The following is a 12,949-nucleotide window of genomic DNA, read 5'->3' as shown; positions in this document are numbered from 1 at the left end:
CGGCTACTGCCATTTGCGGTGATAGGCGCCCAGCGTGGTCTGGGTGCCTTCGGACATCGCGCCCAGCGTCTCCATCCAGGCGGCGTCGGCGCGATAGGCGGCCGGATCGGCCTGGCAACGGTCGATCGCCTGGCGCCAGACGCGCGCCACCTGGCTGACGTAAGCCGGGCTGCGCTGGCGGCCTTCGATCTTCACCGAGGCGATGTTGGCGGCCAGCAGCTCCGGCAGCAGCTCCAGCGTATTGAGGCTGGTGGGCTCTTCCAGCGCATGGTAGCGCACGTCGTCCACCAGATAGCGGCCCTTGCACAGCGTCGGGTAACCGGCGTTTTCGTGGTCCTGGTAGCGGTCGATCAGCACGTCGTTCAGGCGCGACTCCATGCCCTGCGGGGTTTGCTGCCAGCGCACGAAGCGCGCCGGCGAGCAGGCGCCGACGGTGTTCGGCGACTCGCCGGTCAGGTAGGAGGAGAGGTAGCAGCGTCCTTCGGCCATGATGCACAGGCTGCCGAAGGCGAACACTTCCAGCGGCACCGGGCTGGTACGCGCCAGCTGCTTCACCTGGTGCATCGACAGCACGCGCGGCAGCACCACCCGGCCCACCTCGAAGTTGCGCTGGTAGAAACGGATCGCTTCCTCGTTGGTGGCGGAAGCCTGCACCGAAACGTGGCGCTCCAGCTGTGGGTAGCGCTGGGCGGCGTATTCCAGCATCGCCAGATCCGCCAGAATCAGCGCGTCGGCGCCCAGCTGGGCAGCCATATCCACCGCGCGCTGCCAGCGGGCGTAGCCGTCGGGATGGGCGAAGGTGTTGATGGCGATATGCAGTTTGCGGCCGTGGCGATGCACGTAATCGACCGCTTCCTGCAGCTTTTTCTCGGTGAAGTTAAGGCCGGCGAAGTGGCGCGCGTTGGTATCGTCTTTCAGACCGATGTAAACGGCGTCGGCGCCGTTATCCACCGCGGCCTTCAGGGCCGGCAGGTTGCCGGCGGGGCAAAGCAGCTCCATAGATTTATCCTGGCTTAGCCGTGCGCCCGGCCGGGCGCACGCTGTCTTTAAAGATTGCCGGCGGCGGTGTTCCGCCGGCAAACGCGAATCGGGGAGGCCATTTTAGGCAAAGGGGCGCACACAGGTTTTGATTTGGGGCAGCTTATGGCGTATTGATAAACATGGCGGTGAAATGCACTATTTGTTGATATAGACCGCTGAAGCCGCGCGCCAGTGTGGCAAAATAGCGGTAGTCCGTATTGAAAGGAGTGGATGACCGTGTTGGAACAACTACGAGCACGCCTTGTGCGCCAGGGGCCGTCGCTGCTGCGCATCCCGCTGAAATTCACGCCGTTCGCCCTGCAGCGCCAGCTGCTGCAGCAGGTGCTGAGCTGGCAGTTCCGCCAGGCGTTGGCGGATGGCGAGCTGGAATTTCTCGAATCGCGCTGGTTAAAGATCGAAGTTCGCGATCTGGCGCTACACTGGTTTATGACGGTAGAAAACGACAAACTGGTGGTCAGCCAGCACGCCGAAGCGGACGTCAGCTTCAGCGGCGACGCCAACGATCTGATCCTGATCGCGGCGCGCAAGCAAGATCCGGATACGCTGTTCTTTCAGCGTCGGCTGCAGATTGAAGGGGATACCGAATTGGGCCTGTATGTGAAAAATTTGATGGACGCCATTGAGCTGGAAAGCATGCCTGCGCCGCTGCGCATGGGGCTGCTGCAGTTGGCTGATTTTGTCGAAGCAGGGCTGCAGGAGGGCACGGCGTCGGCTTCCCGTGTGGCGGCATCATGCTGATCCGCGTAGAGATCCCGGTAGACGCGGCGGGCATCGACGCCTTGCTGCGCCGCGCCTTTGGCCGCGACGACGAAGCCGACCTGGTGCAGCAGCTGCGCGAAGACGGCCTGCTGACGCTGGGCGTGGTCGCCACCGACGACGAAGGCGGGGTGGTGGGGTACGCCGCGTTCAGCCCGGTAGACGTGGCCGGCGAAGACCGCCAATGGGTGGCGCTGGCGCCGCTGGCGGTTGACGAAAGCCTGCGCCGTCAGGGGCTGGCTGAAAAGCTGGTGTACGAGGGGTTGGATTCGCTGAACGAATTCAGCTACGCCGCGGTGGTGGTGCTGGGCGATCCGGCCTATTACGGCCGCTTCGGTTTCAAACCGGCCGCCGCCTATGGTCTGAATTGTCGCTGGCCGGACACGGAAAGCGCGTTCCAGGTGTATCCGCTGGCGGAAGACGCCCTGAATGGCGTCAGCGGCGAAGTGGCTTTTTCGGCGCCGTTTAATCGCTTTTAACGACCGGCAATAGATACTCCAACGACAGCGGCGGGTGATTCACCAGCCGCTCTTTTTGTATTTTGCTCAGCTGTTTGACGCGGTATTCCAGCTTCAACGCCGTTGAGCGATCCCCCACCTGGCAGTGAAACGCCAGCGTCAATTCCCCTTTGCCGCGCAGCGCCTTGGCGCCTTTGCCGGATTGATGTTGCGCCAGGCGGCGCGCCACGTCGGTGGTGATGCCGGTATACAGCATGCCGCTCGGTAAACGCAGCATATAGAGATACCAGTGGGGTAAGTCCATCATTGGGGTCCTGTGCAAGGGTAGAGATGACATCAGGCCGCCATAGCTAAGCGCGGCATCTCTATTTTGTCACGATTTAACGATGGATTTCACCACTGGCGGAACGGTTTGTTTATTCCGTCTTGACGATAAGGGATTATTTTACACCCACGGTAAATTTGTTTTCCTCCCCTTTATGATGCTGAATTGTCCACTCGCCACTGACGCGGAATGAAGCCGCGGAAGCATAGGTGTCTTCCATAAACTGGAAATAAACGATTTTTCCGTCTTTGACCTGCGCTTTTATTGCGAAAGGAGAGGTGAACTGATGGCCTAACGCTACTGAGGTATAGGTGAATTGACCAAATACGGCCACGGTGCCTCCGTCGGCAAGAATGTCACCGATCGTGAAGTCGTTTATTTCCCAGTAAGTTCCGACATTTGAAAAGGTATCGATGTAAACCTGTCGCCCTTGAGAAGTGCCCGCCCAGGGCTCGATCTGTTTGAGCTCTTTGTTTTCAAAGTTCAGGGAAGTATAAACCGCGTTTTCATCGATAAGACGCATGGCGGCATTGGTGACGTCTTCCTTTGCCGTGTTCATCAAGAATGCATAAACCACATCTTTTGGCAGTTGAGTCTCTTCAGCTTTCACAATGAGTTTTTCATTGTTTTTCATATAAACCTCGTCACGTGACTTCCGGGGTGAATAATTGGCCGTTTATTCCGATGATGAGCCGGTGATTGGTTGTAAATCAACGGTGATCATAGCACCGCCGGAAAGCAGAGCAGATGATAGAAAGTGCTTAGGCGTTCGGGAAATAAAGTCCCTGCAAAACGGCATTAATCATCATAACGACATATTAAATAAGGGGTTTTATTCATGGTAAAGGCGTTGGCGCACATGGGATGACGAAGCGAGAACGCTGTTTTAAATGGATTTATATAAGCGGTATCAATGATGTTTTGATGCTTTTTATTTATGAATGGCGGTAGTGAACAGGAATTATGCTTGGTGGCTTGGATTTACTGATAATAAAGCCCGAGAGTAAGAAAGAGAGTGAGTCATTCCAGTCACTAGAGCGGCGTGGGCGACAGAGAGCGTCGGCTGGCCAGGGTTGCGATGAGGTGATATTGCGCCCCATCACAATCCCACCCCCGGCCGCCGGTGCTTTACCGCTTTACCCCTTTTTTCCCGCCAGCTCGAAGCGCGGCGAGACGATGCCGTACAGCGTCCAGCCGAGGAAGGTGGCGATGGCGCCCCACATCATCGCTTCCTCACCGGAGCTGTAAAGCGCATAGAAGCTGTACAGCGCGCCGATGCCGGCGATGATATTGGCGATGCGCGCCTTGTTGTCCGGCACCTTCGCCACTTTCTGAATAATGACCAACGCCGCCATCGACAGGATGTACGGGATGATGTTGGTCACCACCGCCAGGTTCACCAGCACGTTGAACTGCTTGTTCAGCGACGGGCTGATAGTCATCAGAGACAGGCCGCTCTGGATGACGACGATGGTCAGCATGCCTTTAACCGGCGCGTCGGCCTTGCTCAGCCTGGAGAAGATTTTCGGGAAGAAGCCGCTGTCGGCGGAGGATTTGAACACCTGAGCGATGGTGAACTGCCAGCCGAGCAGCGAGCCGACGCAGGACATGACCATCAACGCCATGATGATCTTGCCGACCGTCGGGTTGAACATGTGGGAGAACGCCAGCCCGAACGGGGCGGTGGAGTTGGCCAGATCCATGTTCGGCACGATGCCGGCGATCACGTTGGTCGAAACGATATAGATCACCGCCGCGCTGAGGGTGCCGCCCAGTACGGCGATCGGCACGTTGCGCTCCGGGTTTTCCACCACGTCGGTGTTGGCGCAGGCGGATTCCAGCCCCAGGAATGCCCACAAGGTCATCGAGATCGAGGCGCCGATGGCTTCGAAGGTCGGCACCTGATGCGGGTTCCAGGCGGCGACGTAGGCGCTGCCGCTGAACCAGTACCAGCCGATGACCGAGATGCCCACCACCGGAATGATCACGCCCCAGACGGTGATGCCGCTGATTTTGCCGGTGATGCGCGCACCGCCGAAGTTGGCGACGGTCGCAAGCCACAGCACGCCGATGGTGGCGATACAGATCCCTAGCGGGCTGAGCGTAGCGCCAAACAGCTCGGTGCCGTAGCCGACGGCGGAAATGGCGATGGCGATGTTGGCGATCAGCAGCGAAACGCCATAGGTGTAGTTCGCCATAAAGTTGCCTGATTTACCGAAGGCGTATTCGGCGTAGCCGCCCATGCCGCCGGATTTACGGCTGAACATGCCGCATTTGGCGAACGCGTAGGCCAACGCCATCGAGCCGACGGCGGTCACCAGCCAGGAAACGATCGAAATCGTGCCCACTTCGGCCAACTTGGTCGGCAGCATAATTATGCCGGAACCCATCATGTTCACGGCGGTCAGGATCGTTAATTGCACGACCCCCATTTTATTGTTGGACTTACTCATGATCATTTTCTCTTTTAGGATGCGATCCGGGCGGCGAAAATAATCGCCGCCCCGTAAGGTGATTAATTTTTCATGACGTAGCCGTAAGCGCGGTTCCAGCCGTCCTCATCCTGTTGGATATAAACGCCCTGCAATTCCGGTGCGAATCCCGGCAATAAATTGATCCCTTCTTCCAGTGCCAGGAAATAACGCTGCGCGGCGCCGCCCCAAATTTCGCCGGGCACCACGCACAGCACGCCAGGAGGGTAAGGCAGGGCGCCTTCGGCGGCGATGCGGCCCTCGGCCTTGGCCAGCGAGACTAATTCCACGTTGCCGCGCACGAACTCGGTATTGGCGTCCTGCGGGTTCATCACCACGCGTGGGAAATAGCTTTTGCGGAACATCTCTTTTTGCAGTTCTTTAACGTCATAGCTGACGTAAAGGTCGTGCATTTCCTGGCACAGCTGGCGGATGGTGTAGTTTTTGTAGCGCTGCTGGTGGTTTTTATAGACCGCAGGCAGCACCTCGCTGAGCAATGAGTTTTGCTCGATGTGCTTCTCGAAGCGGGCGATCAGGGCCACCAGATGCTGCATCTTGGCGATGTCTTCCGCCGGCGTCAGCAGGAACAGGATCGAGTTGAGATCGCATTTTTCCGGCACGATGCCGTTTTCACGCAGGTAGTTGGCCAGAATGGTCGCCGGGATGCCGAACTCGCTGTAGCTGCCGGTCGCGGTATCGATGCCCGGCGTGGTGAGCAGCAGTTTGCACGGATCGACGAAGTACTGCGACTCGGCATAGCCCTCAAAGGCGTGCCACTTCTCGCCGGGCACGAAGTTGAAGAAGCGCAGATCGTTGGCCATCGCCGCGGTGTCATAGGCCTGCCAAGGCTTGCCGTCGATCTGATCCGGCACGAACGGTTTGATCATCGTGCAGGTATCCAGCAGCATTTTGCGCGCTTCGATGCCCACGCGCACGCACTCCTGCCACAGGCGCTGGCCGCTTTTGCCCTCGTGCATCTTGGCGTTGACGTCCAGCGCGGCGAACAGCGGGTAGAACGGGCTGGTGGAGGCGTGCAGCATAAAGGCGTTGTTGAAGCGCTTATGGTTGCAGTAGCGGCTCTGCCCCTTGATGTGCTTGTCTTTTTTGTGGATCTGCGAGGTCTGCGAGAAACCGGCCTGCTGTTTGTGCACCGACTGGGTGACGATGATGCCGGGATCGTTTTCGTTCAGTTCCAGCAGCAGCGGCGAGCAGTCTTTCATCATCGGAATGAACTGCTCATAGCCCACCCAGGCGGAGTCGAACAGGATGTAGTCGCACAGGTGGCCAATTTTGTCGACCACCTGACGGGCGTTGTAGATGGTGCCGTCGTAGGTGCCGAGCTGGATGATCGCCAGGCGGAACGGGCGAGCCTCGTTGGCGCGTTCCGGCGCCACTTCGCGGATCTGCTGGCGCAGGTAGCGTTCGTCGAAGCAGTGCGCGTCGATGCCGCCGATAAAGCCGAACGGGTTGCGCGCGGTTTCCAGATAAACTGGCGTAGCGCCGGCCTGGATCAACGCGCCGTGGTGGTTGGATTTATGGTTGTTGCGGTCGAACAGCACCAGGTCGCCGCGCGTCAGCAGGGCGTTGGTCGCCACCTTGTTCGAGGCCGAGGTGCCGTTGAGCACGAAGTAGGTCTTGTCAGCGTTGAACACCTTGGCGGCGTGCTGCTGCGCCGCGCAAGGCGCGCCTTCGTGGATCAACAGATCGCCCAGTTTGACGTCGGCGTTGCACATGTCGGAGCGGAAAATCGTTTCGCCGTAGAAGTCGAAGAACTGGCGGCCCGCCGGGTGTTTGCGGAAGAACTCGCCGCCCTGGTGGCCGGGGCAGGCGAAAGTGGCGTTGCCCATTTCCACGTACTGCGTCAGCGTGTTGAAGAATGGCGGCAGCAGCTCGCTCTCATATTTGGCGGCGGCGGCCTCCAGCTGTTTGCCGTAGAACTGGGTATTCTTGCCGCACAGCTCAAACACGCCGTGCAGCGCCGGCAAGACGGCATTATCCAGCTCTTCTTCGCAGCAGACGGCGACGAACAGCGGAATGTTCAGGCCGTGTTCTTCGATGCGCGCCACCATGCCTTGCGCGACGTCGTCTACCGACAGCACGATGGCGGCGACGTCATTGAAATCGCTGTGATGCACATCGACGATGTCGCGTTCAGTTTCAAAGCAGCCGAGGGTTTGGGTGTTGGCGGCAATTTTTAATTTTTTCATTTTTCTCATTCTTCAGGCAAAGGCATTCCGCCGGCAAATAATTCCATTTGCCGTTAACGCCTTCACGAAAATAAAGGTGTGCGAGAACCCAGTGATGCCGAAAGGCATTAACTGTGTTCGCTGTTTTATTTATCCTGGATGCGCTTGGCCGAAATTAAAAATGTGTTGCGTGTCCTTCCCGCTTAGCGAGAAAAAGACATTATCACCGGAGTGCGGAGAATAAAGTGAAACGCAAAGACACTCTTATCAACGGCGTAAGAGCGAAGGGGAGGGTTATCTGTAGTTGAAGAATGCGAAGCTAAAGCAGCTGCGATGAGCCATCATCATAATATGGGTTGTACGCCTGATGTGCGCCATTTTTCGGTTATTGTTTTCCATTTTCTAATCCACCTTGCTGAGTGAAAAGATGGCGCTATTTTAACGCAAGATGGGCAGAAAATCGTGACTCTCATCACATAAATGCCGGTGTTTATAAATAACTATTCATTGATTATGCAGTGAGTTGCATAAACTGCGGCCAGGCAGACAAATGAGCATGTAAATAAATTGCTAATCTGCGCCGGGCAGACGCGCTAAATTTGCGTGCCGTCAGGATGGGAATAAAAGAATGGCGCAATTAATCGGTTGCCTAACGATCAAATAAATCCGGTTTGTTTTTTTATGTTATAAACCCGCTCGATGCTGAAATGAGTAAAAATACAGATATTGTGATTTTATATTCGCATGGGGTTTTTGGTGATTATCGTTATTTGTGACTCGCTTCAACAACGCAGGGTAAGATGAAGTGAGTGAACAGGGAGGCGAGTAACCTTGAATACCCCAGAACAACGGCAGCAGATTGCGGATTTTATCGGTAAACAACACGTCTTGACGCTGTGCGCCGGCGACGGCCTCGACATGTGGTGTGCCAACTGTTTTTACGTGTTCGACGCCGCGACGATGGCGCTGTGGCTGATGACCGAACCGCACACCCGCCACGGCGGGCTGATGCTGAACAACGGCCGGGTGGTCGGCACCATCGCGCCGAAGCCGAAAAGCATCGCGCTGATCCGCGGCGTGCAGTACCGCGCCGAGGCGGTGCTGCTGAGCGGCGAAGAGGCCGAGGCGGCGCGCGCGCGTTACTGCAAGCGCTTCCCGATCGCCAGGGCGATGAAGGCCTCGGTATGGCGGCTGGATCTGCACGAGGTGAAGATGACCGACAACACCCTCGGCTTCGGCAAGAAGCTGCATTGGACGCGGTCTATACTTTAAGTCGACGTATTGATTACAACGGGAGATCGCATGGCGCGAGCACTGTTAGTCGGCGCAACCGGGCTGGTGGGGCGCGAGTTGTTGCAGCGGTTGCAAAGCGATCCGCAGATAACGGCCATCGTGGCGCCGACGCGCACGCCGTTGCCGCCGCACGGCAAGCTGACCAACCCGGTCGGCGATGCGCTGTTCGAGCTGCTGAGCAGCCTGCAACAGCCGGTCGATCTGGTGTTCTGCTGCCTGGGCACTACCCGCCAGGCAGCGGGCAGCGCCGATGCCTTCCGCTACGTCGATTACCAGTTGGTGGTGGAGAGCGCGCTGACCGGCCGCCGGTTGCGGGCGCAGCACTGTCTGGTGGTGAGCGCGTTGGGTGCCAACGCGGATTCCACCTTCCTGTATAACCGCACCAAAGGCGAGATGGAGCAGGCGCTGCGCGAACAGCGCTGGCCGCGCCTGACGCTGGTGCGGCCTTCCATGCTGGTGGGGGATCGCCCTGCGCCGCGCCTGATGGAGCGCCTCACGTTGCCGCTGTTCAGGTTGCTGCCCGGCAAATGGCGCGCCGTCTCCGCCAAAGACGTGGCGCAAACGCTGCTGCAGCAGGCGTTCACGCCGGGCGAAGGGGTCAGGGTGCTGGAGTCGGACCGGCTGCACTGTTACCGAGGCTGACGCTGAGGTGGTCGAACGCCAGCTCCAGCCCGGCGGGCAGTTCGTGGTCTAGCAGCCACCGATCGAGATGATGGCTGATGTGCGTCAGCAGCGTGCGTTTGGGCTGCAGCAACCGCTGCGTCTCCTGCGCGCGGGTCAGATCGTTGTGGTTGCGCGGCGCCTGCGGTTGAGGCGGCAGGCTGCAATCGAGCACCAGCAGATCCAGCGCCACATTCTGCAGATAGTCGGCGGTGGCCGGCGGCAGGCCGACGGTGTCGGTCAGGTAGGCCAGCGCAGCGCCCGCCGCCTGGATCAGATAACCGTGGGTCAGTTTGGAGTGTTGCAGCGGCAGCGGGGTGATGCGCATGCCGCCCAGTTCGACGGTGGTGAAGGGCGCCAGCGGCGGCTGAAACGCCAGAATGCCGGGGTGTTTGAACAGGTCGTCGCAGCCCTGTTCATCCGGCGGGCCATATACCGGAATGGAATTTCCGCACCCCCAACGCAAAGGAAATAACCCCTGAACGTGATCCATGTGGTAATGTGTCAGTAAAAAACGTTGAATTTGCCCCGCCGAAAATCGCCGCTCCAAAGCCGGCAATCCCGCATCCAATAAGGTCGTTTCCCCCTGATAGTTGAGCATGGCGCTGCACGCGCGCCGCCGAAATGCCGGCTCGCGCCGCGCCCGTTGGCAGATAGGGCAGTCGCAGCCGAACACCGGCACCTGCTGCGCGCCGCCGGTGCCGAGAAAGGTCAGTTGCATCGGCTCCCCTCCGTTAAAGGTACTTCTGCGCAAAGCGGTTGATGTCGCGAAAATCCGCCAGCCGCGCCTGCAGCGTAGCGTGATCCCAGTGCCACCACTGGCTGCGTTCGATACGCTCTATCAGCGCGTCGTCAAAGCGCATGCCGATCTTTTTGGCCGCCACGCCGGCGACGATGCTGTAAGGCTCCACGTCCTTGGTGACTACCGCCGCGCTGCCGATCACCGCGCCGTTGCCGACGCTGACGCCCGGCATCAGGATGGCGTTATGGCCGATCCACACGTCGTGGCCGACGGTGACGTGGTGCTCGCGCCGCCAGTCGAAGAACGCCGCGTCGTCTTCCCCCAGCCCGTATTCGGAAGCGCGGTAGGTGAAGTGGTGCTGCGCAATGCGCTGGTAGGTCGGGTGGTTGCCGGGATTGATGCGCGCATAGGAGGCGATGGAGACGAACTTGCCGATAGTGGCGTAAAAGATCTGGTTGTGCCCGGCGGTGTAGGAGTAATCCCCCATCTCCACCTCTTCCAGGATCGCATCGTCGGCCAGGTGCACATACTGGCCGAGCCGGGTGCAGTTAAGGGTCACGTTGTCGCCGATTTTCGGCTGGGCAAAGTCGTTCATGGCGTCGCATCCTGAGCTTGTCGGATAGAGGTGGGCAGCAGCGCCAGCAGCGCCGCCAGGGTGTCGTCGAGTGGGCCGTCGTTGTGCAGCACCCGGCAGCCGGCGGGCAGGCTCTGCTGATATTCCGCCGCTCGCGCCAGCCGCTGCTCGATCTGTTCGGCGCTTTCCCGCCCGCGATCCTGCAGGCGCTGGCGCAGGATCGCGGCGCTGACCTGCAGGCACACCGGCAGCAGCTGCGCCCCGTAGCGCTGCTGCGCCTGCGGCAGGTGGGCACGTGAACCGTTGACCGCCACGTCGATCCCCTGCAGCAGCCAAAGATCCACTTCGATCCCGAACGCGTAGCGCTGCTGGTGGGCCTGCCAGTCGAGCGCGAACAGCCCCTTGGCGCGGCGGCGCAGAAATTCGGGTTCGCTCAGCGCGATGTGATTCTCGCAGCCGGCGTCCGCCGGCCGGGTGATGTAGCGGTGCGCCACCAGCGGCGCGCGGTCGGCGTCGGCCCGCAGCGCGGCCAGCAGGCTGTCCTTGCCTGCGCCGGAAGGCCCCATCAGATAGATGAGCCGCGCCATCAGAACACCTGCCTGCCCTGACGCCACACGTTCTGCACGTAAACGTGCTCGCCGTGCGGCCGCGCCAGCACCAGATCCGCCCGCAATCCTTCGGCGATGGTGCCGCGATCCTGCAGATCCAGCGCCCGCGCCGGGTTGCGGGTGATCATACGCACCGCTTGGGGCAGATCGTAGGCGTTGCGCTCGTCCGCCGCGAGGCGAAACGCCGCGTCCAGCAGGCTGGCCGGGTAATAATCGGAAGAGAGAATATCCAGCACCCCCAGCGCCGCCAGGTGGTGCGCCGCCACGTTGCCGGAGTGGGAACCGCCGCGCACGATGTTTGGCGCGCCCATCAGCACCTGCAGGCCCTGCTGGTGCGAGGCGCGGGCGGCCGCCTCGGTGGTGGGGAACTCGGCGATGGCGCTGCCCAGCGCGCAGGATTCGGCCACGTGCGCGGCGGTGGCGTCGTCATGGCTGGCCAGCGAGATGCGGCGCGCGCGGCAGTGGGCGGCGATCGCCTCGCGGTTCGGCGCGGCCCAGCGGGCGGACAGGGCGACCTGCTGCTCCTCGTACTCGCTCATCTGCTGGTCGTTGAGGTGGTATTTGCCCTGATAATATTCGCGATACTTTTCGCGTGAGGCGAACTGGCGCTGGCCCGGCGAATGGTCCATCAGCGACACCAGCGATACGCCCGGCTTGTCCATCAGCTGTTCGAACAGCGGTAGCGTGCTCTCGTGCGGCAGCTCGCAGCGCAGGTGCAGCCGGTGCTCGGCGCGGTTCACTCCGACGCGCTGGCTGTGGATCACCGCGTCGATCATCTTCTGCAGGTTTTCCAGCCGGTGGCCGCCGTCGCGCACGTCGCCGATCGCCACTGCGTCCAGCACCGTGGTGATGCCGTTGGCCACCATCAGCGCGTCGTGGCTGCTCATCGCCGAATGGGCCGGCCAGTCGACGTTCGGGCGCGGGGTGAAAAACTTGTCCAGATTGTCGGTATGCAGCTCGATCAGCCCCGGCAGCAGCCAGCCGCCGTCGCCGTCCAGCGCCTGCGGCAGCCGGCTCGGGCCGTCGGCGAAGCTGCGGATCACGCCGTCCTGCATCTCCAGCGAGCCTTGCACCACCTGGTCATCCAGCACCAGCTTAACGTTATTGACGATCATCAGAGGGCCTCCAGCGCCTGTGGCGCCTGCATGTCATAAAGCCGGTCGGCGACCTGTCGGCGGACGCCTTCATCGTGAAAAATGCCGACGATCGCCGCGCCGCGCGCCTTGGCGCGTTCGATAAGCTGCACCACCGCCGCGCTGTTGCGGCTGTCGAGCGAGGCGGTCGGTTCGTCCAGCAACAGGATGGGATAATCGACGATAAAGCCGCGCGCGATGTTTACCCGCTGCTGCTCGCCGCCGGAGAAGGTGGACGGCGCCAGCGGCCACAGACGCTGCGGCACGTTGAGCGCGGCGAGCAGCGCTTCGGCGCGTTCGCGGCATTCGGCGCGCTCGACGCCCTGTTCCAGCAGCGGCTGCATCACCACCTCCAGCGCGCTGATGCGCGGGATCACCCGCAGGAACTGGCTGACCCAGCCCAGCGTATGGCGGCGCACCGCCAGAATCTGGCGCGCGTCGGCGCTGACCATGTCCAGCCAGTCGCCCTGGTGGTTGATCCAGATATGGCCGCTGTCCGGCAGGTAGTTGGCGTACAGCGAGCGCAGCAGGGTGGACTTGCCGCTGCCGGAGTGGCCGTGCAGCACCACGCATTCGCCGCCGTGGACCGTCAGGTTGGCGTCGTGCAGCACCGGCAGGCGGGTGCCGTACTGCTGATGCAGCACAAAGGTTTTACTGAGATGTTCAACTCGGATTTGCATAGTCATCTGTTATCGCCTTGGG

General features: G+C 60.5%; 15 protein-coding genes. 4 read left to right on the top strand and 11 right to left on the bottom strand.

Annotated features, from left to right (window positions below):
* Positions 1–3 precede the first annotated feature (3 nt).
* Positions 4–999, bottom strand: a complete 996-nt coding sequence (locus tag L085_RS01850) for a peptidase U32 family protein (protein WP_015376422.1) — start codon at positions 997–999, stop codon at positions 4–6.
* Positions 1,000–1,251: 252 nt separating this feature from the next.
* On the opposite strand from L085_RS01850, the gene L085_RS01845 reads away from it, so the two are divergent.
* Positions 1,252–1,779: an SCP2 domain-containing protein gene (locus L085_RS01845; protein ID WP_193378775.1), complete on the top strand. Its 528-nt coding sequence runs from the start codon at positions 1,252–1,254 to the stop codon at positions 1,777–1,779.
* Positions 1,773–2,276 (top strand): N-acetyltransferase, encoded by a 504-nt coding sequence (locus tag L085_RS01840; protein ID WP_033648656.1) that lies wholly within the window; start codon positions 1,773–1,775, stop codon positions 2,274–2,276. Before L085_RS01845 ends, L085_RS01840 begins: the two co-directional genes overlap by 7 nt.
* Here the strand turns inward: L085_RS01840 and L085_RS01835 are convergent.
* The 5 genes from L085_RS01835 to speFL form a co-directional block, all read right to left on the bottom strand.
* Positions 2,263–2,559, bottom strand: a complete 297-nt coding sequence (locus tag L085_RS01835) for a GIY-YIG nuclease family protein (RefSeq protein ID WP_044029861.1) — start codon at positions 2,557–2,559, stop codon at positions 2,263–2,265. The genes L085_RS01840 and L085_RS01835 overlap by 14 nt on opposite strands.
* Before the next feature lie 136 nt (positions 2,560–2,695).
* Complete coding sequence (locus L085_RS01830; RefSeq protein ID WP_004933453.1) at positions 2,696–3,214, bottom strand: nuclear transport factor 2 family protein; 519 nt, start codon at positions 3,212–3,214, stop codon at positions 2,696–2,698.
* A gap of 502 nt (positions 3,215–3,716) precedes the next feature.
* Complete coding sequence (potE, locus tag L085_RS01825) at positions 3,717–5,033, bottom strand: putrescine-ornithine antiporter (protein WP_044031912.1); 1,317 nt, start codon at positions 5,031–5,033, stop codon at positions 3,717–3,719.
* Positions 5,034–5,095: 62 nt separating this feature from the next.
* On the bottom strand, positions 5,096–7,258 hold the full coding sequence (gene speF / locus L085_RS01820) for an ornithine decarboxylase SpeF (protein WP_044029859.1): 2,163 nt from the start codon (positions 7,256–7,258) through the stop codon (positions 5,096–5,098).
* A gap of 273 nt (positions 7,259–7,531) precedes the next feature.
* Complete coding sequence (gene speFL / locus L085_RS24975) at positions 7,532–7,636, bottom strand: leader peptide SpeFL (RefSeq protein WP_004933443.1); 105 nt, start codon at positions 7,634–7,636, stop codon at positions 7,532–7,534.
* 432 nt (positions 7,637–8,068) lie between these two features.
* Between speFL and L085_RS01815 the strand changes: the two genes are divergently transcribed.
* Both L085_RS01815 and L085_RS01810 read left to right on the top strand, forming a co-directional pair.
* A complete protein-coding gene (locus L085_RS01815) occupies positions 8,069–8,509 on the top strand; it encodes a YhbP family protein (protein ID WP_044029857.1) in 441 nt (146 codons plus the stop codon).
* Positions 8,510–8,539: 30 nt separating this feature from the next.
* Positions 8,540–9,172 carry an NAD(P)H-binding protein gene (locus L085_RS01810; protein ID WP_044029856.1) on the top strand — a complete coding sequence of 211 codons (633 nt, stop codon included), beginning with the start codon at positions 8,540–8,542 and terminating at the stop codon, positions 9,170–9,172.
* Here L085_RS01810 and phnP read toward each other — a convergent pair.
* Genes phnP through phnL form a run of 5 tightly spaced genes read right to left on the bottom strand, consistent with a single transcriptional unit; the run spans position 9,129 to position 12,933 of the window.
* Entirely contained in the window at positions 9,129–9,911 is a 783-nt protein-coding gene (phnP, locus tag L085_RS01805; RefSeq protein ID WP_044029855.1) for a phosphonate metabolism protein PhnP, read from the bottom strand. The two genes, L085_RS01810 and phnP, sit on opposite strands and share 44 nt — an antisense overlap.
* Positions 9,912–9,924: 13 nt before the next feature.
* Positions 9,925–10,527 (bottom strand): DapH/DapD/GlmU-related protein, encoded by a 603-nt coding sequence (locus tag L085_RS01800; RefSeq protein ID WP_044029854.1) that lies wholly within the window; start codon positions 10,525–10,527, stop codon positions 9,925–9,927.
* A complete protein-coding gene (gene phnN / locus L085_RS01795; RefSeq protein WP_044029853.1) occupies positions 10,524–11,093 on the bottom strand; it encodes a ribose 1,5-bisphosphokinase in 570 nt (189 codons plus the stop codon). The genes L085_RS01800 and phnN overlap by 4 nt, the downstream gene beginning before the upstream one ends.
* Positions 11,093–12,229: an alpha-D-ribose 1-methylphosphonate 5-triphosphate diphosphatase gene (gene phnM / locus L085_RS01790; protein ID WP_044029852.1), complete on the bottom strand. Its 1,137-nt coding sequence runs from the start codon at positions 12,227–12,229 to the stop codon at positions 11,093–11,095. The genes phnN and phnM overlap by 1 nt, the downstream gene beginning before the upstream one ends.
* Positions 12,229–12,933 carry a phosphonate C-P lyase system protein PhnL gene (gene phnL, locus L085_RS01785; RefSeq protein ID WP_019453319.1) on the bottom strand — a complete coding sequence of 235 codons (705 nt, stop codon included), beginning with the start codon at positions 12,931–12,933 and terminating at the stop codon, positions 12,229–12,231. Before phnL ends, phnM begins: the two co-directional genes overlap by 1 nt.
* Positions 12,934–12,949 lie beyond the last annotated feature (16 nt).

It is taken from the genome of Serratia sp. FS14 (assembly GCF_000695995.1).
Taxonomy (GTDB): domain Bacteria; phylum Pseudomonadota; class Gammaproteobacteria; order Enterobacterales; family Enterobacteriaceae; genus Serratia; species Serratia nematodiphila.
The sequence above is the reverse complement of the archived record's forward strand: the minus strand, read 5'-3'. Positions and strand labels throughout refer to the sequence as shown.

What these genes read in the sequence shown, in the direction of transcription:
- speFL (WP_004933443.1), bottom strand. Translation starts at nt 7,636, where the DNA reads ATGGAAAACAATAACCGAAAAATGGCGCACATCAGGCGTACAACCCAT.
- L085_RS01835 (WP_044029861.1), bottom strand. Translation starts at nt 2,559, where the DNA reads ATGGACTTACCCCACTGGTATCTCTATATGCTGCGTTTACCGAGCGGC.
- phnN (WP_044029853.1), bottom strand. Translation starts at nt 11,093, where the DNA reads ATGGCGCGGCTCATCTATCTGATGGGGCCTTCCGGCGCAGGCAAGGAC.
- L085_RS01810 (WP_044029856.1), top strand. Translation starts at nt 8,540, where the DNA reads ATGGCGCGAGCACTGTTAGTCGGCGCAACCGGGCTGGTGGGGCGCGAG.
- phnP (WP_044029855.1), bottom strand. Translation starts at nt 9,911, where the DNA reads ATGCAACTGACCTTTCTCGGCACCGGCGGCGCGCAGCAGGTGCCGGTG.
- L085_RS01850 (WP_015376422.1), bottom strand. Translation starts at nt 999, where the DNA reads ATGGAGCTGCTTTGCCCCGCCGGCAACCTGCCGGCCCTGAAGGCCGCG.
- L085_RS01800 (WP_044029854.1), bottom strand. Translation starts at nt 10,527, where the DNA reads ATGAACGACTTTGCCCAGCCGAAAATCGGCGACAACGTGACCCTTAAC.
- speF (WP_044029859.1), bottom strand. Translation starts at nt 7,258, where the DNA reads ATGAAAAAATTAAAAATTGCCGCCAACACCCAAACCCTCGGCTGCTTT.
- L085_RS01830 (WP_004933453.1), bottom strand. Translation starts at nt 3,214, where the DNA reads ATGAAAAACAATGAAAAACTCATTGTGAAAGCTGAAGAGACTCAACTG.
- L085_RS01845 (WP_193378775.1), top strand. Translation starts at nt 1,252, where the DNA reads ATGACCGTGTTGGAACAACTACGAGCACGCCTTGTGCGCCAGGGGCCG.
- phnM (WP_044029852.1), bottom strand. Translation starts at nt 12,229, where the DNA reads ATGATCGTCAATAACGTTAAGCTGGTGCTGGATGACCAGGTGGTGCAA.
- potE (WP_044031912.1), bottom strand. Translation starts at nt 5,033, where the DNA reads ATGAGTAAGTCCAACAATAAAATGGGGGTCGTGCAATTAACGATCCTG.
- L085_RS01840 (WP_033648656.1), top strand. Translation starts at nt 1,773, where the DNA reads ATGCTGATCCGCGTAGAGATCCCGGTAGACGCGGCGGGCATCGACGCC.
- phnL (WP_019453319.1), bottom strand. Translation starts at nt 12,933, where the DNA reads ATGACTATGCAAATCCGAGTTGAACATCTCAGTAAAACCTTTGTGCTG.